General features: G+C 51.2%; 15 protein-coding genes. 1 reads left to right on the top strand and 14 read right to left on the bottom strand.

Annotated elements, in window-relative coordinates; genetic code table 11:
* Positions 1-5: 5 nt before the first annotated feature.
* Positions 6-2,255 carry a glycoside hydrolase family 127 protein gene (locus tag DNH61_RS03095; protein WP_111145209.1) on the top strand — a complete coding sequence of 750 codons (2,250 nt, stop codon included), beginning with the start codon at positions 6-8 and terminating at the stop codon, positions 2,253-2,255.
* A 230-nt stretch (positions 2,256-2,485) separates the two neighbouring features.
* On the opposite strand, the gene clpP is transcribed toward DNH61_RS03095, so the two are convergent.
* From clpP to DNH61_RS03025, 14 genes are all read right to left on the bottom strand, one after another.
* Complete coding sequence (gene clpP, locus DNH61_RS03090) at positions 2,486-3,067, bottom strand: ATP-dependent Clp endopeptidase proteolytic subunit ClpP (protein WP_111145208.1); 582 nt, start codon at positions 3,065-3,067, stop codon at positions 2,486-2,488.
* 15 nt (positions 3,068-3,082) lie between these two features.
* A complete protein-coding gene (locus tag DNH61_RS03085; RefSeq protein ID WP_111145207.1) occupies positions 3,083-3,874 on the bottom strand; it encodes an RNA polymerase sigma factor in 792 nt (263 codons plus the stop codon).
* Positions 3,875-4,050: 176 nt separating this feature from the next.
* Positions 4,051-6,591 carry a LamG-like jellyroll fold domain-containing protein gene (locus DNH61_RS03080; RefSeq protein WP_111145206.1) on the bottom strand — a complete coding sequence of 847 codons (2,541 nt, stop codon included), beginning with the start codon at positions 6,589-6,591 and terminating at the stop codon, positions 4,051-4,053.
* A gap of 307 nt (positions 6,592-6,898) precedes the next feature.
* Entirely contained in the window at positions 6,899-7,981 is a 1,083-nt protein-coding gene (locus DNH61_RS03075; protein WP_281272366.1) for a GerAB/ArcD/ProY family transporter, read from the bottom strand.
* Positions 7,982-7,997: 16 nt separating this feature from the next.
* Positions 7,998-8,198 (bottom strand): hypothetical protein, encoded by a 201-nt coding sequence (locus tag DNH61_RS03070; protein ID WP_111145204.1) that lies wholly within the window; start codon positions 8,196-8,198, stop codon positions 7,998-8,000.
* A 1-nt stretch (position 8,199) separates the two neighbouring features.
* Entirely contained in the window at positions 8,200-9,378 is a 1,179-nt protein-coding gene (locus DNH61_RS03065) for a Ger(x)C family spore germination protein (RefSeq protein ID WP_111145203.1), read from the bottom strand.
* Positions 9,379-9,413: 35 nt separating this feature from the next.
* Positions 9,414-10,892 carry a spore germination protein gene (locus DNH61_RS03060; RefSeq protein WP_245947884.1) on the bottom strand — a complete coding sequence of 493 codons (1,479 nt, stop codon included), beginning with the start codon at positions 10,890-10,892 and terminating at the stop codon, positions 9,414-9,416.
* A gap of 144 nt (positions 10,893-11,036) precedes the next feature.
* Positions 11,037-14,132 (bottom strand): PAS domain S-box protein, encoded by a 3,096-nt coding sequence (locus DNH61_RS03055; protein ID WP_111145201.1) that lies wholly within the window; start codon positions 14,130-14,132, stop codon positions 11,037-11,039.
* 46 nt (positions 14,133-14,178) lie between these two features.
* Positions 14,179-15,102 (bottom strand): ribokinase, encoded by a 924-nt coding sequence (gene rbsK / locus DNH61_RS03050; protein ID WP_111145200.1) that lies wholly within the window; start codon positions 15,100-15,102, stop codon positions 14,179-14,181.
* 95 nt (positions 15,103-15,197) lie between these two features.
* Entirely contained in the window at positions 15,198-16,082 is an 885-nt protein-coding gene (locus tag DNH61_RS03045; protein WP_111145199.1) for a carbohydrate ABC transporter permease, read from the bottom strand.
* Positions 16,082-17,068 carry a carbohydrate ABC transporter permease gene (locus DNH61_RS03040; RefSeq protein ID WP_111145198.1) on the bottom strand — a complete coding sequence of 329 codons (987 nt, stop codon included), beginning with the start codon at positions 17,066-17,068 and terminating at the stop codon, positions 16,082-16,084. The genes DNH61_RS03045 and DNH61_RS03040 overlap by 1 nt, the downstream gene beginning before the upstream one ends.
* Positions 17,069-17,145: 77 nt before the next feature.
* On the bottom strand, positions 17,146-18,522 hold the full coding sequence (locus tag DNH61_RS03035; protein WP_245947882.1) for an ABC transporter substrate-binding protein: 1,377 nt from the start codon (positions 18,520-18,522) through the stop codon (positions 17,146-17,148).
* 183 nt (positions 18,523-18,705) lie between these two features.
* Positions 18,706-20,145, bottom strand: a complete 1,440-nt coding sequence (locus DNH61_RS03030) for an amidase family protein (RefSeq protein WP_281272365.1) — start codon at positions 20,143-20,145, stop codon at positions 18,706-18,708.
* 57 nt (positions 20,146-20,202) lie between these two features.
* Positions 20,203-20,610 (bottom strand): DUF2500 domain-containing protein, encoded by a 408-nt coding sequence (locus DNH61_RS03025; protein ID WP_111145197.1) that lies wholly within the window; start codon positions 20,608-20,610, stop codon positions 20,203-20,205.
* Positions 20,611-20,653 lie beyond the last annotated feature (43 nt).

Here is a 20,653-nt window from a genome sequence, read left to right as displayed (position 1 = left end):
TCTGAATGAACGCGAAAGCCTTTGATCTGCGCCAGGTTCATGTTGATGGCGGGCCGCTCAAGGCTGCCATGGAGCGCAATGAGCGGTATCTGCTGGCGCTTGAGCCTGACCGGCTGCTGTCACGCTTTAGAGAATATGCCGGCCTTGAGCCCAAAGCTCCTCATTATGAGGGCTGGGAAGCCCGCGGCATCAGCGGACACTCGCTCGGCCATTATCTGTCCGGCTGTTCGCTAATGTATGCCTCTACAGGAAACACAGAGCTTCTTGATCGTGTTAACTATGTTGTCGACGAGCTGGAGCTGTGTCAGAATGCACACGGCAACGGCTTCATATCGGGGATTCCGCGCGGCAAGGAGATCTTCGAGGAAGTGAAGGCCGGCGACATTCGCTCGCAGGGCTTTGACCTTAACGGCGGCTGGGTGCCGCTATACACCATGCACAAGCTGTTCGCCGGTCTGCGTGATGCTTACGTGCTTGCCGATAATGCGAAAGCGCTTCAGATTGAGATCAAGCTCGGCGACTGGCTGGGTGACGTATTCGCTGGTCTTAGCGATGAGCAGGTTCAGCAGGTTCTTCACTGTGAATTCGGCGGCATGAATGAGGCGCTTACCGACCTGGCAGAGCATTCAGGCAGTGAGCGTTTCCTTAAGCTTGCGGAACGCTTCTATCATGGTGAGGTGCTCAATGATATCGCAGCTGGCCGGGATTCGCTGGGCGGCCGTCATGCCAACACGCAGATTCCGAAGATTATCGGTGCCGCCCGGCAGTATGAGGTTACCGGCAGCAAGCAGTATGCCGATATCTCCCGTTTCTTCTGGGACCGTGTCGTGCATCATCATTCTTATGTCATTGGCGGCAACAGCTACAATGAGCATTTTGGCGAGCCAGGCAAGCTGAATGACCGCCTTGGAGAAGGCACCTGTGAAACATGCAATACCTATAACATGCTGAAGCTGACCCGGCATATGTTCGAATGGGATGCTTATGCCGAGTATGCGGATTATTATGAACGTGCCATGTTCAACCATGTCCTTGCGGCTCAGGAGCCTGTTGAGGGCAAGGTGTGCTATTTTGTATCGCTGGAGATGGGCGGCCACAAATCCTTCAACTCGCAGTTTGAGGATTTCACCTGCTGTGTAGGCTCCGGCATGGAGAGCCATTCGCTGTACGGAGCGGCCATTTATTTTCACGATGACAACTCGGTGTACATCAATCAGTACGTCCCTTCCACGGTCAACTGGCAGGAGCGCCAGGTGCGCATCAAGCAGGAAACCGCCTTCCCGGCTGCCGGGAGCGGTACCATCAGGATTAACGTCAAGGAAGCAGCCTCCTTTGGACTGCAGCTTCGCTGCCCTTATTGGGCGCAAAGCGGAATGAAGGTCAAAGTAAACGGTGAAGCTGTCTCATCGGATGTTAAGCCTTCCAGCTACCTTACCATCAACCGTACTTGGCAGGACGGCGACGTAGTGGAATTCGATATCCCGATGAACCTTCGCATCGAGCATATGCCGGACAACCCGAACCGGATCGCATTCTTATACGGGCCTCTCGTTCTTGCGGGTGATCTCGGCCCGATCGACGGTGAGCCCCAGGGTGAGCGTGCATTGGCATCCGTGCTGATCAGTGAGCGGGATACGCTGCTGAATAATATCGAGCAATCTGGTGATGATCCTCAGCTGTTCACTATAAGCCAAGTACCTTATATCGGCACTCTAAAGCTGCGTCCCTTCTACCAGATGCACGATAACCGTTATACCGTCTACTGGGATCTGTTCACACCGGGCGAGTGGGCTTCGGAGGAAGCGGCGTACCGGGCAGCCCAGGAGTATAATCTGCAGCTGGAGCAGCGGACTGTCGATTTTGTACAGCCCGCCGAGATGCAGCCTGAGCGCGACCATGCCTTTGAAGGTGAGCATGTAGGCCTTGGCAAAATTCATAACCGCAAATACCGGGATTCCTGGATTGGCGGCTGGTTCTCTTTTGTTATGAAGGTTCTGCCTGAGACACCGGTTAACCTTGCGGTCACGTACCTCAAGTCATCCGATTCCTCCATCGGCTTTGATCTGACCGTCAACGGCGAGCTGCTCACCGGCGGCAAGCTGGAATCCGAAGAGATGAACAAGATGGAGACGATCGTATACGAGCTTCCGGCATCACTTACGAGCGGCCTGGAACAAGTAACCGTGAAATTTGCATCCCATCAAGGACACAAGGTAGGTCAAGTGGCAGGCCTGCGTATCGCGAAACGGTCATAGTCACACAAGAGGATATGAAACAACAACAAAACCTGAACGCCGATCGTCTGGCCGTTCAGGTTTTGTTGTTTATTTAACGAGCGCTGCATGTGGGTCACTTGTGATCCAGGTCTCATGCGGCCGCCAGCCCTATAAATAGCAGTAGCGCCTGCCCCATTACAGGGCAGACACTACGCACGCGCACACATGAATGATTAACCCGCAAAGCCTTTTTTGAAAACCCTAATGGCTCAGATTTTGGTCACAATCCGGTCGACAAGTCCGTACGCTACCGCTTCTTCCGCCGTAAGATAATGATCTCGTTCGGTATCCTTCTCAATGCGCTCGACCGGCTGCCCCGAATGCTGGGACAGGATCCCGTTAATCTTCGTCCTGAGCTTCAGAATCCGCTCTGCGTAAATTCTTACTTCTGTAGCCTGACCGCTTGCACCGCCGAGCGGCTGATGAATCATAACTTCGCTGTTAGGCAGTGCCATGCGCTTGCCCTTGGTTCCGCCCGTCAGCAGAATCGTACCGAAGCTTGCGGCCATGCCCGTGCAAATCGTCGAGATATCCGGCTTCACGAACTGCATGGTATCATAGATCGAGAAGCCTGCAGTGACAGACCCTCCGGGGCTATTGATATACATATGGATGTCCTTCTCGGGATCTTCAGCTGCAAGATGCAGCAGCTGGGCAACGATTACGTTAGCCATATGATCCTGAATCTCTCCTGATACCATAACAATGCGATCTTTCAGCAGCCTAGAGTAAATATCATAGCTGCGTTCACCGCGGCTGGTCTGCTCTACTACATAAGGAATGGTGCTCATACTTTACTCTCCTTATTACGCTGCCCAAACCGCCTGCAACCCGCCGGAGCATGGAATGCTTACCTGCATACTCATCTGCATATTCATTTGCGTATTCATCTGAATACTGCCAGTCTGCATGCTCTGATGCAAAATTTGCGGTGCTGCCGCCTCCACGTGGAGAGCATCCTGCATGACCAGGTCAACCAGCCTGCGCGCACTGCCTGACCGGAAAGCGGCGAGGTATGACTGAAGCAGCTCCTGCTCATACTGACCATCCGGAAGACGCAGCCTTACCTGTCTGCCTGTGCGCCTGCATTCTGCGAGCGCCGATCTTGCACGAGCAAGTGCCGCTTTTACAGCGCCTTCACTGCAGTCCAGCCATTCGGCCGCTTCCTTCGTGCTGTAGCTTAGAATATCACGCATGATGTACACGGCCCGCTGCCAAGGTGACAGCCATTCGATGACCGCCGCCATCGCCAGTTCCAGCTCCATATTATACCGGTCAACGTGCTGCTTTTCCGAAGGAAGACGTTCAGCTGTACGCTGTGAGGCAGCTTGCTGACGGTTCTGATCCACCCACAAATTACGAGCCGTCCGAATCATGTAAGCTTCCCAGCACAATGTCGGTGGCAGCTCCTGATTCTGTCCGCTTGCGCGGCCCAGAAGCTTCAGACAAGTGCTCTGCAGCAGATCATCTGCATCCCATTGCGAACCGGTTAGTGACAGGCAGTATCTGCGCAAGGAAGGCAAAACCTTCTCAAGCTCGGCATACGTTTGATTTGGTTTAGTAATTCGCTTCATCCATTCGGATTTCACAAAGGCCATGTGGTTGGGGCCCCCCTTTGTTCAGTCCTTGGTGTTACATCTAGTAGACGTAATCAGCCAAGGAAAGGATACGCACATTTTTTTCTAATCATATATCAATTCATTGTAAGGAGCTACCTGCAGCCGAAAGAAGACCCCGCTCTCGAAGGAGCAGGGTCTTCTTGGGATGAAAAGTGTTACTTGGTAAGCGTTGCGAGCTTGTTCACTTGTTCCTGAGTCAATGCGCCTTCGTAAATACGAAGTTCGTCCATTTGACCCTTGAACGGTATATCCCAATAGTTAACGCCAAGGCCGAAGGTTCCGTTGTCCGTTGTGAAGATATCCGGGAAGTTCGTTCCCTCGAATTTGGCAGTGCCATTCACATAGAGTGTGATAACGCTATTATCTACTGAGAATGCAATATGAGTCCACTCGCCTGCTTTAATGGTCAGGCCTGCAGGCGCGTCATACCATCTTCCGCTTCCCGACCAGACCATTGTGTTATTGCTTGCAGGTCCGCTAGGCACAAGGCTTATCCAGTTGTTCGCATCTCTCGCACCAAAGAATGTCGTCGTGAAAGCAGTTACCTGATCCGGGTTCAGCCAGAGAGAAACGGAATACGAGCTGCCTTGAATCAGACCGTTCGGCAGGCGGATGCCGGATTCGCCATTAAATACTGCTGCCTTACCACATTTGCCGTCTGCGAATGTAATCGTACCGCCGGTATTATCGATACGGTTGCCTGTAACCGTTCCTTCCGCGAAGCTGCCGGTCTTCTCGCTTAGGTTGCTGTCGAAGGAATACTGGGCCGCAAGCGCTGCTTCCTTGATTGGCAGTACCGTAATGGAAAATGCTTTGGTTGCAGTTACGCTGCCCTTGGTGATCGTAGCGGTCAAGACAGCTGACACCTTGTCGCTTCCTGCTTCAGGACGATTAATCACACCCTGATCAGTTACGACGCTGGCATCAGAGGTTGACCAGCTGATCTGTGCATTCAAAGCGCCAACAGTCGGCAGCTTTAGATTCGTGATCACTTTAGATGTATCACCAAGATTGAGTTCTTCTTTAATTGCAGCAACAACCTGCTCATCAGTTCGCTCCTGCTGTCTGCTTCCCCAGATCGAAACGCCATCCCCGGATACTGCCGTGAACGTCATGACATACTGCTCAGCAGCAGCATCCCAGCCGCGGACAAATACACCCTTGTAGGTTACACCGTCCAGCGTCAGCTCAGCCTGATTATGTCCGGTCTTCTTCCAGGTGCCTTCTACAGCGCCTGTAACCTTGTTGTTCTTGTGCAGCCGGATATAGTCCGAGTAGATAATATCAGGTGAATTGTGGCTGCCATGGTTGATGAATTTGTAGTCGCCTGCCAGGTCCTGCTTATTGACTATCGCCGCTGTTCCGCCTGTGTAACGGTATGGCGCAACAACCGGCCAGCCGTCTTCAGTCATGAAGATTTCATGGACGCGCAGCTCATGCATTTCGCCGGTCTGCGGGAAACGGCTGTGGAATACAAGGAACTTCTGGCCTGTTTCCTCATCATAATAGACAGAGTTGTGGCCCGGGGAAACATAACCGGTCCCAATACCTGTTCCAGGATCTCCAACTTTACGGTCAAACAGGTAGTTACTGATCAGCTTGTTGCCAAATGGCGCGTTATCCGTGTCACCAGGAAGCACAGCATTTTTACCCTCTGAGTCAACATAAGGTCCCGTAGGATTCTCCGAGCGGAAGAAGCGCATGTTGTACGCGCCGTCAGCACCCAGCCAGCCATAAGTGACATACAGATGATAGTAGCCTGTCGCCTCATCGTATTTCACATAAGGGCCTTCACCAGACTTATAATATCCGCCGGAAATCTTCGTGCCGAAGTAGCGGTCGATCAGACGGCCGTCTTCTGTTGTTCCATCCTTACCAGGATAGATGGCTTTGCCTGTAGCCGGGTCAATCTCCAGGATGAAGATCCCGCCTGACCAGGAACCATACGTCATCCACAGCTTGCCGTTCTCATCGTAGAACAGGTTCGCATCAATAGCATTCGGGAACAGCGCGTTATTATAGGAGCCATTGCTGTTGAACCAGCCGGCTCTTACGCCTTCGATCTTGCCGTTGTCAAGCAGCTGCTTAATATTCGTATTCTCCCACTGCTTATTCACATCACTGTTCGCATCATAGGCCTCATCTCTTGTGAAGCCGGAGTAAATCAGCGTATCCGCATATTTATACGGCCCCTCAATTGTCTTGGATACAGCCAAGCCAATCGCGGAACGAATATACGTGGACGACGCGCTGTAATACATCAAATAGGCGCCCTTCGTGCCATCTTCGTTGATGTACTCAGAATTCCAGATCACATCCGGAGCCCATACGGCAAACCCGCCCTTGCTGTCTGAATCGTCTTCCCCGGCCCATTCGAAGGATTCCGCCAGGTTCGCTGACAAATCACCGTACAGCACATTGTTCGGCGTGGTATAGCCATTCGTAAATGTCGTCCAGGAAACAAGATCCTTGGATTTGGCTGCCTCAATATGCGAGCCGAATACATAATAAGTATCGTCAACCTTAATGATGGATGGATCATGAACGGAAACATTTTTGAATTTCGGTGCTTCCCCATTCTGAACTTGACCAGGCCGGTTCCCCTGCTCCTGCTCTTTCCCCATAACTGCTGAAGGTAAAATTAATGAAAATGTTAACAATAAAGCTGCTATGTTTCTCAGTGCTCTTTTGCTCATTTAGACAATCTCCTCTCTCGCCAAGCTGGATGTAAACGCAACCAATTCTAAACCTGGGTTGTGCCTCCGGGCATTTGCTTCTAGGTGTCTTGTCTTGCTGCCGCATGTGCTGACTGCTTTGGGTAATACGTACACTTCCGAAATACCATCCCCTATCTTCAAGGACTTTGAGACCTGGTCGATAAACCGCTTCCAATAATATATATGTTAACGGATTCACCAACAAGTGAATGATACTATATTTTCCGGGATCTATCAAGGGATACAATGTGTATCCTGGAAGCTTCTCACAGAACTGGCCGGTCGATCAGTTCCGACGGAGGCGCATGACAGAGCGTTTGGCCTTCGCCCGGAGCCATACGAATAGTAATAAGGGCAGCAGTACAGCGTAGACAAGCATCAGGAACGGACGGAATTTAGCCAGCTCCACCAGCTGGTTGCTGCTTTCGAAGAACCAGTACGAGCATACAAGCCCTGATAAGCCGACTGGTCCGGTGACGATCCTTGCGCTCGCGATATTTGCCAATCGGTGAACAGCCAGACTAACGGCGTAAATATACAAGCTGATTTTCACAAAGACGTTCAGCATCCACACTGCTAAGATTGGAAGGTCCAGCCTGTCCAGAAAATCCGTTATTCGGATCTGTCGGATCAGCATGTAGGGCGGGTCAAAGAATAACGAAGCCAGCTCCGGACCGAACACAAGCAGCGATTCAATTAATAGGATACCGAGCAGCAAAGTGCCCAATGCCAAGCCATAATATGCGCTCCTTAACCGAAATGCAGGATATGGCGCTATGAACGGCAGTACAATGATCTCGGACAGTCCTCCGAATGCATACAGAGCTGATTTTAACTGGCCAGTCACGTTCCACTCCAACGGATCGATATTGCGTATATCAGCCTGGGTTCCAAGCATGAGCGGCAAAGAAAGCACCAGCACTGCCAAGACGGGAAAAAACAGCTGGGCGAGTCTGGCGACCGCCTCAATGCCATCACGCGCTGCATAGTAAGCAGCTAAAGCAACCGCAAGTCCTGTCACTTCAATGGGGGTGGTCGGCAGCAGCAGAATATTGGTCAGTCCAATAATAAAACGTATATCATGAGCGAGCATGAACAGGAAATAGGCCAGGTAGGCCAGGACAATCACCCTCCCTGCCAGCGGTGCCCGCTTAATCAGAACCAGGAACAAATCCTCATTCGGAAACCGCTTGGACAGACGGTACAGCATCCAGATGATTGGACCCGTTATCAGAACACCTGCGATATAACCGACCCATGCCCCTTCCCTGGCCGCTTCCATCATAACGACAGGAGGATGCTTCAGCCCAACTACGAGAATGATCAGGGCAGTTAGCATGACAACCTGCATTCCGGAAACCTTCTGCATACTCATCACTCTCTCTTCAAATCGTAAGCTTCTCCAGCCAATTCCCCAGCTGCGGCAGCCTCTGGATGACCCGGATGAGCACCCAGCCTATCCCGGCAGCTGCCAGTAAGGCTCCATATAAATACCTGCTGCCCCTAGATCCATTCTTAAGAGCAGACAGGTCAAGAACGACGAACAAGGCCATAACGAAAACCATTTCAAACAAGGCGCCCCACATATCAGGAATTCACCTCGACGTGCTTGCGGATAATACTATTGGAGACAGTGCCGGTGTGCTCTATGTTAAAATCGATCTCAAAGTAGACATCAGCCGTGCTGTAGAGCTCAAACCAATCCTTCTTATGTTTCCTCCAGAACGTATAGTTACGGTCTCGAACTCTGCTCCCAAGGCCGATCGGGTCGGCTTTCAGCTTCTTCAATTGGCTGACCACTCCCTTCATTGCTTCCCTCACATGCTCCTCCGCATCCTTCTCCAGCTGCCGATTCGCTATACCGGTAGAAATATTTTTGGCCGTCGTGTCCTCCATCACGGAGCCTTTCGCCATAATCTTGATTCGGAAGGAAACCTCATCTCCCTGAATAACCGGACGAACATCCACTTTATTTTGTTGAAACTGGAGTACGATATATCCCTTCTTCTCTGGATAGTCAAGCGTAATCGACGGCAGCCGGTTCATTTGGTTCAGCCACAGCAGATACTTGGCATCCTCTTCCCGGAATATACTGACCAGACGGTCCTTCTTCATGACGCCAAGACCGGTCATCTGGATCGTCTTATCCTTCTTCCCTTCCGAGCCAGGTTTTGTTTCAGCCATCTTCATTACCGGCAGAACAGGGTCTTCTCCTTCCTTCAGCAAATCTTTCATGAAGATATTCAGCAGCAGCTGCTTACTGAAGCTCAATGAAGCAAGTTCACGTATCACCTCGGAGGGCAATTGCTCAACAGGCGCCTTGGCATTAAGCAGATCGAGCGCTTTACCTTCTGCGATGACGGGAAATACCGTCAAGCGGTTTTGCGGAGCCCGAATAAGAATATCGATAACAGAAACAATGCCTTCCTTCGCCAACTCCTCACCTAAGACAATCACGCGGCGATGGGAAAAATTCAACACTCTTGACAGACGCTGCTGAAGCTTCTCAAGAGCACCGCGCAATGTCTTGTCTTGCTCAGAATCCAGATACCAGCTCTTCTCACCGCTTGTGCCGCCGCCGCCTCCCTCAGGCCCTCCCATCTGACCGGGCAAAGGGATTTGAACGCCTACCCTATAACCATCCCCTTCCTTGTCGGCAGCGGAAGCGGCCACAAAGGCAACATCGTTAACTTCCCTACGATCCCAGCAGCCGCCAAGTAGCATTAGCAGCATAACGGATACAAGGAATCTCTTCCCGAGCTTCATACCGCACCTCGCTTGATCAGGTTTTATTCGGTCTGTTAAGCCTTCTGCCTTCTGCCTTCAGCCGACCCGCTATACGTTATGGGGCGCGTCTTCATTTTTCTCCACGGCGCCCTGACGAATATATCCTTCAGTTCCTTACGTCTAAGCGGGGCGTAGCCTGACATATAGGGAACGCCGAAGGAACGCAACTGGCACAGATGGGCAGCAATAATGTACGTACCAATCATAACGCCGTATACGCCAAGCACGCTGGCCGCAATCATAAGCGGGAACCGGAGCATGCGAACCGTAATAGCCAGATTAAATCGAGGTATAGTGAACGAGGCAATACCGGTCAGTGCCACGATAATAACCATTGGCGCCGAGACAATACCTGCTTGTACAGCCGCTTGGCCGATTACAAGAGCCCCAAGTATGCCAACGGCTTGGCCAATTGTTTTGGGCAGCCGGATGCCTGCCTCCCGCAGGGCTTCGAAGGAAACTTCCATAATCAGCGCTTCGACAAGCGCCGGGAAAGGGATGGCTTCGCGAGCGGAGGCAATGCTGTACAGTAGATTGGTTGGCACCATATCTTGGTGATAGGTTAGAACAGATACATATATCGACGGCAAATAAAGGGCGACAAACATAAACACATACCGCAGCCAGCGCAGCAAGTTGGAGATGTAGAAACGTTCATAGTAGTCCTCACTAGCCTGCATGAGCAGCCAGAAGGTAGTCGGGCCGACTAGGGCGACCGGTGTATTATCTACGAGAATGCAGAACTTCCCTTCTAACAGATGAGCAACAGCCGTATCAGGACGTTCAGTATAATGCATCTGTGGATAAGGAGAATAAGGATTGTCCTCAATTAACTCTTCGATATATCCGCTTTCCAGGATCCCGTCGATCTTAATCGACTGCAGCCTTCTCGTCACTTCCTGAATGACTTCCGGATCTGCGAGCTTATCATGATAGGCTAAGATCACATTAGTCTTTGTTTCTTCCCCGATCGTGAAGGGTACCATCTTCAGCTTGGTTGTTTTCAGTCGAAACCGGATCAAGGCTGTATTAGTCTGAATATTTTCTGTAAATCCTTCCCGGGGACCCCTTACTGTCGCCTCTGTCGGCGGCTCCTCCACTGCTCTTCTGTTGCCGCCTCTGACGTTAACGGTAACAGCATATGGCTGATTGCTTGCCAGTAAAGCGGCCTCGCCATTCAGTACTGCCTCCGCCACTTCCCCGACTGTCTCGGCCCTTGAAACCTGACTGTTCTCAACTGCTGCCGCGGAAGCCAGGTCACGGGTCAGAAGAGGCTGAAGGGTATGTTCCTGCAGCTCCTCTGTATTGATAAGTCCAGCCAAATATACAACAGCAGCTTCATAGCCCTCCGAAGTAGGAACCTTACGAATAATTAAGTCGTTGCATTTGTCGAACACCCCTTGAATATTCTCAATATTCCGGGACAAGTTGAGCTCTAATGAAGCTTGAAGCTCTTCCTTCCCTTCCTTATCCAGTCCCTTTCGTTCGGTCACGCTGGTCACCCCCTTTGCGTAAACCATATTTTCCCCTCTGCCCGGAAAATTATGTATAACAAAGCAGGCATAACAAAAAAGACGTCTGCCTAAGCAAACGTCCCAGGATAGTGCCTGTTCAAGACACCAACTTTAATAATCCCTCTAATCTTTGCGAAGCCAGCAATTCAACACCCTCGTAACCTCAGAAGCTAGAACCGGTTTACTAATGTAGTCTTTCATCCCCGTCCGCAGGCACGCTTGCCGGTCCTCTTCTCTTGCAAAGGCAGTGACTGCTATGATGACAGGCTGCTTGGTTCGCTCCCTTGATAAAATGGCTGCTGCTGCTTCATATCCGCTCAGTTCAGGCATCTGCAGATCCATAAATATCAGATCATACAGCTCTCTTTCCGAAGCCTGAACAGCTTCCCGGCCATTAACAGCAAGCTGAGCCTGTAGTCCGTTCTTTTGCAGGAGCTTAACCATAAGCGTGCGGTTAACCTCATTATCGTCTGCCACCAGAATCCGAGGGGAGTCAACAGACTGTGTATCCGTCGTTGTGTAAGCAAGTATCTGCTCAGCATTCTTGTCTGACCTATCTGACCGGATTATATCTGCAGCATTATGTGGATGAACATCATCAGCCGCAAGGGTTAATGGAAGTGTGAAATAGAACACAGAGCCTAAATCCTCCCGGCTGTCCACTCCAATAACTCCACCCATCAGCTCAACCAGCTTCTTACATATTGCTAGACCCAAACCTGTTCCGCCATACTTGCGGTTAAGGGAGGGATGCAGCTGCGAGAAGGACTGGAATAGCAGCTCCTGCTTATCAGCCGGGATCCCGATTCCGGTATCCTCAACATAGACACTAAGAAATTCAGCTGTTTGGTCTCTGCCTGTCTTCATGAAAGCCGTTATAGACACACTGCCCTGCTCGGTGAATTTGATCGCATTTCCAACAAGATTCACGAGCACCTGCCGGAATCTGCCTTCGTCTCCAATGATGAGATGAGGAAGGTTATCATCAATGTGACAGGTGAATGAAATCCCCTTCTCAGCTGCTCTGGGGGAGAATAGCTCCATTATTTCGGCTATTACCTTCCGAATGTCAACCCGCTCGAAGCTCAGGTCCATCTTGCCTGCTTCCAGCTTGCTGAAGTCCAGGATTTCGTTAAGGATTCGCAGAAGCGAGCCGCAGCTTGCTAGAATTGTCTCCATATAGCTGCTCTGTTCCTCTGTCAGCTCCGTGTCCGCCATCAAATCCGCCATACCCATTATTCCATTCATTGGCGTGCGGATTTCATGGCTCATGACAGCAAGGAATTCAGATTTAGCCTGATCCGCCCGTTCTGCTGATTCCTTGGCTCGAAGTATTTCCTTCTCACTGGTAATGTCCCGGAACACGACCACAGCTCCTCTTACTTCACTCTTATCGATAATAGGAGTGACCTGGTAATCAACCAGAAAGCTCGAGCCGTCCCGTCTCCAGAATACGGCTTCACTGTGACGGTAGACACGTCCACTAACAATCGCATTCAGTATCTGTGATTCTTCGAGCTGCAGAAGCGAACCAACGGGTGCAATCTGCCTAAGAAGTCCTTCATGAGAGAGCCCTGTCACTTCACCATCAGGATAACCAAACATACCAGCGGCAGCCGGGTTCATGAAGGTTGGGCTGCCTTCTGCATTAAAACCGATTATCCCTTCCGATACAGCGCTGAGAATTAAATTATACTCGTTGCTGAGCTTCTCAATCTGAGCAATATACCGTTTGCGCTCGGTAATATCATACGATATTCCAAACACGCCCACTACTTCTCCGTCAACGACAATAGGGATATTCGTCGAGTTAATCTCAATCGGATGACCGTTCTTATGAATAATAGTCAGGTCATAACTCTGCGGCTGTCCTTTGGTGGCAAGGCCAAAATGATACAGCGTCTTCGGAAGGTCCTTCGGGTCTACAATCGGTCCCCAGTACATGCCGATTAATTCATCGAGAGAGTAGCCGGTCAGCTTCTCCAGATTGGGATTAGCCGTTTCGTAATCACCATTGAGCTTCATGGAGTACACGGCTGCCGTATTGTGGTCAAATAGTGACTTATAACGCTGCTGGCTTTCCTGTAACAGCTTGTCCGCCTTACGGCGTTCGGTTATGTCTCGGGATATAGATATAATCTCCTCTATTTGCCCCTTCTCATTCTTAATGGAGCGGCTGGTTGTCTCCAGCCAAACATACGTCCCGTCTTTGCGGCGCACCCGGCAGATGCCTTTCTCCTGCTGCGCCTGCTGATTTAGGACCAGAAACTCACGAATACTGTCCTGATCCTCAGGATGAATAAGGTCAAATGCAGCAAGTCCAATTATCTCCTCAGGTTCATAGCCAAGCAGTGTTCTGCATACAGGAGATGCGTACGTGACCGTTGCCCGGTGATCGGGCTTGTGCCTTGTGATCCAATCCACCGAAGCTTCCGCAATCAGCCGATGCTTGCGCTCACTGGTGCGGATTTGTTCCTCTAACTCATGCTGTCTGGTCTTGTCTTGATTGACCCCAATAATCCTGACAGATCTTCCATCCTGATCGGTAAGCACTTCCCAAACCCCATGCAGCATACGTACACGGCCGTCCGGCAGCAGAAGCCGAAAGTTTATCTCCCCGGACATGCCTTCAGTAACGGCTCTGGTCAACTGTTCTTTTACTCTTAGCAGATCTTCAGGATGTACCAGGGACAAGAAGGGATCTGGCGATGTTTCTTCGGCTTGGATGGCATTAGCAAAGATATGGCGAAGTTCCTTGGTGTAATAAAAGCGTTCGGTCCTGATATCCCATTCCCACGCCCCGTACTCAATTAAACTTTGGGAATAAGCTTGAAGAATTTCGTTCTTGCGCCGCTCCGTGATATCACGTCCAACTGACATAAGATGAACCTCAGAACCACTTCCTGGCTCACCCTCTATGAGCCGGTCCGAGAATTCGATCCATAAGAAGTGTCCGTCCTTGTGACGCACTTTACTGACTCGCAGGGAATCATACACGGGCAAGTCGAGTGAAAGCGCCGACGGCTCATCATCAGTAAATTCATATTCAGAGCGGTGCCGCCCAATCATCTCTTCTTCTGTGTAGCCAAGAATTGTGCGGCAGGATGGTGAGATATGCACGATAATATCATTCGAATCATAGAAGCAGACAAGCTCTTGGCTGTGATTCAGCCATAGCCCGCTCCACTCCGGCATGCCCTTAACCTCTGAATTATTCATGGTTGACAAGATTCCCCCCAAAGCCAATAGTGACTGCTTCTGCTGATTATCCCAGCTGCTGCAGGAAGGAATCGACTTCTTCTGATGTCGGCATACCCTCTTGAGCGCCAAATTTAGTTACCGCAAGTGCCGATGCCAGAGCTGCATAACGGATGGCCTCCTCAAGCCGGCACCCCTTCGCGATTGCTACCGCGAGTGCCGCGTTATAGCAGTCCCCGGCTCCAGTCGTATCAACAACCGGTACCTGGTGGGCTGGGATCAGCTTCACCTTGCCAGCAGGATCCAGGAACGCAGAGCCTTCGCTGCTTAGTGTTGTGATCACCTGCCCGGCTCCCTTAAGCTTCATACTGAGCATTCCTTCCATCAGCTGGCCAGCTTCCGCCTTCAAACCCGCATAACTGGTCAGCTCAGTCCGGTTCGGTGTGAAATAGTCGATACATGCAAACAGTTCATCAGGCAGCGGCTGAGCAGGGGCAGGGTTTAATATAACTGTCTTCCCGTACTCCTTCGCTCTGCGGGCTGCATACTGTACAACAGGAATGGGGATTTCCAGCTGAAGGAGAACAATATCCGCCTCCGCTAGCAGGTGCGTATGCCGCTCTATATCCTCAGGACTTAAGGTGTGATTCGCACCAGGCACCACGATGATGCTGTTGTCGCCTTGCGCAACATAGATGGAGGCGATTCCTGTTGCTGCTTCTGAAGTTTGCTTGACACCCGATACATTCACGCCATTATGCATGAGACTGTCCAGCATTTGCCGGCCGAAGGTATCGCCACCCACAGCGCCGATCATTGAGGTATCCGCACCGAGCCGTGCAGCTGCAACAGCCTGGTTCGCCCCCTTCCCGCCAGGGATGAAACGGACTCGTTCACCAAGAAGCGTTTCTCCCACCTGCGGGTATCGTCCGGTCTCAACTACTATATCCATATTAATACTGCCTATCACGACTATCTTAGGTTTCTTCATTCCTGCCTCTCCCCTGCCCTGCTGCCTTCTATAGTAGTTACTGATTACGATTCCTTAGCCCTCATTATATGGGTTGCTTGTGGAAATTTCCATTCCTATCCCTTCGTTCCCGCCGTCAGGTCCATACCTTCAATAAAATAACGCTGGAAGAAGAAGAACAGCAGAATAACGGGCAGTAGAACGAGAAGCGAAGCAGCCATCAGATAATGCCACTGTGTATCGTTCGTTCCTTTGAAGGTCTGCAGGCCGATCTGCAGTGTATAGAGTGCTTCGTCATTAACGTACAGCAGCGGGCCGAGGAAGTCGTTCCATGCTCCGTTGAAGGAGAATATGGTGATTGTCGCAATAGCTGGCTTGGCTAACGGCAGCATGATTCTTGACCAAATCCGCAGGTGGCTCGCCCCATCGATCTTCGCTGCCTCGATAATTTCGGTAGAGATCGTCATATAGAACTGCCGCAGCAGAAAAATGTAGAACGCGCTCGCAAAGAAGGGCGGGACGATAAGCGGCAAGTAAGAGTTCATCCACTGCAGCTTCGAGAACAGGATATACTGCGGAATCATCGTGACAAAGCCGGGAATCATCATCGTAGCAAGTACGACGGCAAACAGAACATCTCTGCCCTTGAACCTGATTTTGGCAAAGCCGTAGGCAACGAATGAGTTGGACAGCACACTTCCGATAACTACGAATACCGTTATGATTAGCGTATTCACCAGCCAGAGGGTGAAGTTCGCTGCCGGTGATGTCCATGCCTCTACATAATTTTTAAAGTGGAACTCCTCCGGAATAAAGGTCGGCGGGTACTGCATAATCTCTTGCATCGATTTCACAGAGGTTGCAAACATCCACCACACCGGGGATAGAATAATGACGGCTCCCGCGGTCAGGATCAGGAAGACCAGGAGATTCGCAGTCCGATTCCTCGATCTGCGGCCGCTGAGGCGGGCCGGCTTGCCAGCATACACACGTCCACTCATCAGCGGTCACCCCCTTCGTAATAGACCCATCGCTTGCCCAACCATAGATTAATGAGGGTAAGCACCATAATAAAGGTGAACAGCACCCAGGCCATTGCCGTTGCATAGCCCATATCGAATACTTCAAAGGCCTTATTCCACATATGCAGGTTGTAGAAGACGAGTGAGTTCTGAGGTCCCCCGTCTCCGCTCTCCGACATGACATAGGCCTCCTGAAAAACCTGAAAGCCTCCAATCGTGCTGGTTACAATATCGAAGAAGATGATCGGAGTAATCATGGGCAGCGTAATTGTGAAGAAACGCCTTAGCGGCCCCGCCCCATCCAACTCAGCAGATTCATACAGCTGTTTCGGAACGCCCTGCATGCTGGCCAGATAGAGGAGCATACCGCTTCCCACTCCCCACAGCTTCATGAGAATAAGCGCAGGCTTCGTCCAATCCGGGTCAAACAGCCAGGCAGGACCATCCACTCCAAACCAGCCAAGCACGGTATTAACAAGCCCTGTAGATGGGCTAAGAAGCTGCATCCAGAGCAGGTAGACACCAACACCCGACAATACAGCCGGCAGGTAATAGACTGTCCGGAATATACGCTTGCCAGGTATGGTCTGATTAAGCAGTGATGCCAGGATGACGGCGCCGGCTGTGGTGAGAGGAACCATAAAGGCCACATAGTATAGGGTGTTGTAAAGCGATATCCAGAACAAGCTGTCGATCGTTAACATTCGCTCATAATTGCTTAACCCAATAAAGTCCATTCGGGAGGTTATATTATAGTTCGTAAAGCTTGCATACAGCGAGAACAGCATCGGACCAAGCGCAAAGCACAGGAATCCGACCAGCCAGGGGGATACGAATAACAGCCCCTGCATCGTTTCCTTGCGCTCGATCGTCAGCCATCTCTTCCTGGGCGCTGACTGTCCGGTATAATGACCTCTAGATGATACGGATGGCCGCAAGGCTGAGCGGCCAGTCTTTGTTTTCATCGCATGCTCTCTCCCTACTTCGCCAGGATTCAAAAATATAGAACGGCGGCTTGTTCGCTGCCGCCGTTCTGATTGCACTACTGTTTGTTTCTTGCGACCAATGCTTCCACATCTTCCTGTGCCTGCTCGAGGGCCTCCTCAGGCATCTTGTCACCCTGCAGCGCCGCATCCGCCTGCGGATTCAGCAAGCTGCGGTAATCCGGCGCGAAAGCGGGAATCGGGAACATCTTGGTCACATCCAGATTGCGGACAGCCTCGGAGTATACCATCCTGCCTGTCTCACTAAGCTCATCACTGCCCGCCGCTTGGCGTGAAGCTTCAATATTGGCGATATTGTCGAAGTTCTTCACCGCCCAATACTTCTGCGCCTCCACATCGGTCAAATACTTGATGAACTCCCATGCTTCGTCGGGATGATCTGATCCATATGGAATCTCGACTACAAAGCCGCCGCCCGAGCTGTAATGACCAGAGCCTTCCTCATACTCCGGGATTGGAGCAATGCCAAAATCAACATCCTGACCATAATCCCTCAGCTGTGTGTAGAAGGTCGCCATCTCAATGATCATACCGACCTTACCCGCGATGAACGGGTTGGACTGCTGCTCACCAAATTCCGCTTTATAAGCATTTACGGTCGATGAACCCAGCCGGTCCGTCCAGTTATTAATCCACTTCAAGGCTTCGACCTTCCTCGGTGTATGAATCGTTACATTGCCTTCCTGATCCACGAACCCGCGCCCGTTATCTGCATTGATCATCCAGCTGTCCCAGCCCCAATTGCCCCATGTCGGGTAGAAGCCAATCCGTTCGTAACGGTCTCCGTTCTTCTTGTCCAGCTTCTGTGCATATTCCTCAAGCTCCGCCCATGTGCCCGGCGGCTTCTCCGGGTCCAGGCCAGCTTCACGGAAGGCTTCCTTGTTGTAATAGAGGAACCGGGTGTCTGTATTGAACGGAAGGGCATAGGGTTTTCCCTCATGCGTCACAGCCTGCCATAGCTCGGGGAAGAAGCGATCCTCCACCGGTTCCTTCCGGGTATAAGCGCTCAAGTCGGCAGCCTGCTTGTTCTCAGCCCGCTGGGCAACAGTTGCAATATCATTGACAATGACATCAGGCGGATTGCCTGCTGCGATTGCTGCCAGATTTTTAGTCCAGATATCCCCCCAAGGCAGGTATGTATGCTTAACGGTAATCCGGTCCTGTGACTGGTTAAAGTCCTGAATGATCTTCTCAATAATCGGCCGGCGTGTTTCCGAGCCCCAGAAGGTCCAGAAGTCCAGTTCCACCTTCTCAACTGCCTGGCTGTTAGAGGAATCCGTATTAGTGTTCGAACCAGCGTTCGAGCTGCTGCTGCCTCCTCCGCCAAACCGGCCTCCACAAGCCGATAATACAAGACTGGCCGCGACCAGCAGGACAGCCATTCTCGGCCAAGTCCAAGTCGTTCTCTCTCTCATTCTTCGTCTTCCTCCCAAATCTCAAGTATAAGCCCCCACAATTCCGCACAAACAGACGGATCTTGTATCGTATACCTATTTACCCAGCATGTCTTCCTCGTAATCTTCTGCAGCCTTACAAGGTTGAATGCGAAAAAACGGCATCCGAGAGTTGATTGCTCGAATGCCGCTATATAAATTTTTTTAGAGATTCGGAGGCCTGCGATGCAAGGTAGCCTGCTCGTAGCTGTATGCCAGACGGATTAATAAGCCTTCACTGAATTGACCGCCTATAAAGGTTAAGCCTGACGGTTCCCCGCATGCTGTGTATCCTGCTGGAACGGTAATGGAGGGGTAACCGGCTTTGGCAGGCGCGGCCACTCCATCGTGACCGGGCGACAACAGCACATCCAGGTTGTGGTTCGATAATATGGCGTCAATCCCGTTCTCTCTGGATTCTCGCAGATCCCTCAGCTTGGCCTGAATGTATTCCGGTTCCGTTAACGTTCCGCTCGTCCGTTCAGAGGCGATAAGCAGGTCCTGACCATAGGCTTCAATAAGCTCACGGTTATGACGGAAGTTGAAATCGATCATATCCCTCAGGCTGTGAACCGGAAGGTGAGGACTCAGCTTGGCCAGATAACGGTTAATAGCAGGCTTGAATTCATAGACCAAGGCCCGCATATCCCACTCCTGCCTCTCTAGACCAGTAATGGATTCCACTTCAACCATCTTCGCCCCAAGCTGCCGTAAGACTTCAATCTCTCTCTCCACCACCTGTTGATGCTCCGCCGGCAGCTTGGGAAAATTAGCATCCGGGGGGATTCCAATCCTGATCCCCTGAAAGCCGTTCTTCTGAAGAAATATCGTGTAATCGGGATAGCTCTTATTCTTCGCCATTAAGGTCGAAGCGTCTTCCGGATCATAAGCAGCCAAAACAGAAAGCAGGATCGCCGCATCCTTAACCGAACGAGCCATTGGGCCTGCTGTATCATGGGTGGGCGCCAGCGGCATGATTCCCCTGCGGCTGACCAGCCCAATTGAAGGGTTAAGCCCTACGATGGAATTCTCCACAGCCGGATTAATGATCGAACCCAGCGTTTCCGTACCTACTGCCACCGCCGCCAGGCTTGCGGCAACGGCTGCACCTGAGCCGCAGCTTGATCCGCCAACATCTAGCTTGCCGGGAGCATACGGATTACGCACACATCCCCCTCGCGAACTGAATCCGTTAGGAATATGGTGCGTGAGAAATTTGGCCATCTCGGACATATTCGTCTTACCCAGAATAATGGCACCCGCCTGCCGCAGCAGCCGGACAACATAGGCATCCTCACTCGCATAATGTCCAGTGAGCGCCAGACTCCCAGCGGTGGTATGCATAAGATCACAGGTATCAATATTATCCTTTAGAAGGATCGGGATGCCATGAAGAAGCCCGCGGTTCATTCCGGCTGAGCGTTCATGGTCCCTGGCTTCTGCAATGAGAATAGCCTCCGGATTGAGCTCTATAACAGAATTAATACAGGGCCCCGACTTATCATAAACGGCGATTCTGTCCATATAGGCAAGCGTTAGTTCCTTGGACGAGAATTCCCTATTCCTCATACCTCCCTGTAAACCGGTGATATCCGCTTCAGCCACATATGATGAAGAGCATTCTGCCACAGTTCAATCTCCTGTCTCTAGCGGTATGCAGTTTCATCCATTCTGCCCACCTGTCGACAGGTTTATAACTCTTATGAAAGCTTTATACCTTGTCCCCTGATACGTCAGGCTTCCCTTGTCTCCCTCTATAACCTCTCCAAACTGATTGGCGTCAACGCGCAGCTCTTTCCGGGTCCTGTCCCTAAACTCGAATGTAATGTAATGTTTTTCCCTCCTGCCTCTTACGCCACGGACTGCCACCGTTCTCTTCGCCACAACCGAACAGGCCACGATTCGTTCCGCATTGATCCGTTCATGCAGCACGTTCAGAAGCCATCTGATTACAAGGAATAAACAGATACCGCCGGTAAGAGACATGACAAATATAAACAATATATGAAAGTACCATGGCAGTCCCAGGAGCATATCGACAAAGCCTGTTAACGGCGCACTTGCTCTCATACCCTGATCTTCCTTTGTCTCATTATGTAACGAACCGAACGCC

This window comes from Paenibacillus sambharensis (assembly GCF_003233845.1).
In the GTDB taxonomy this organism is placed as follows: Bacteria; Bacillota; Bacilli; order Paenibacillales; family Paenibacillaceae; genus Paenibacillus_I; species Paenibacillus_I sambharensis.
The sequence above is the reverse complement of the archived record's forward strand: the minus strand, read 5'-3'. Positions and strand labels throughout refer to the sequence as shown.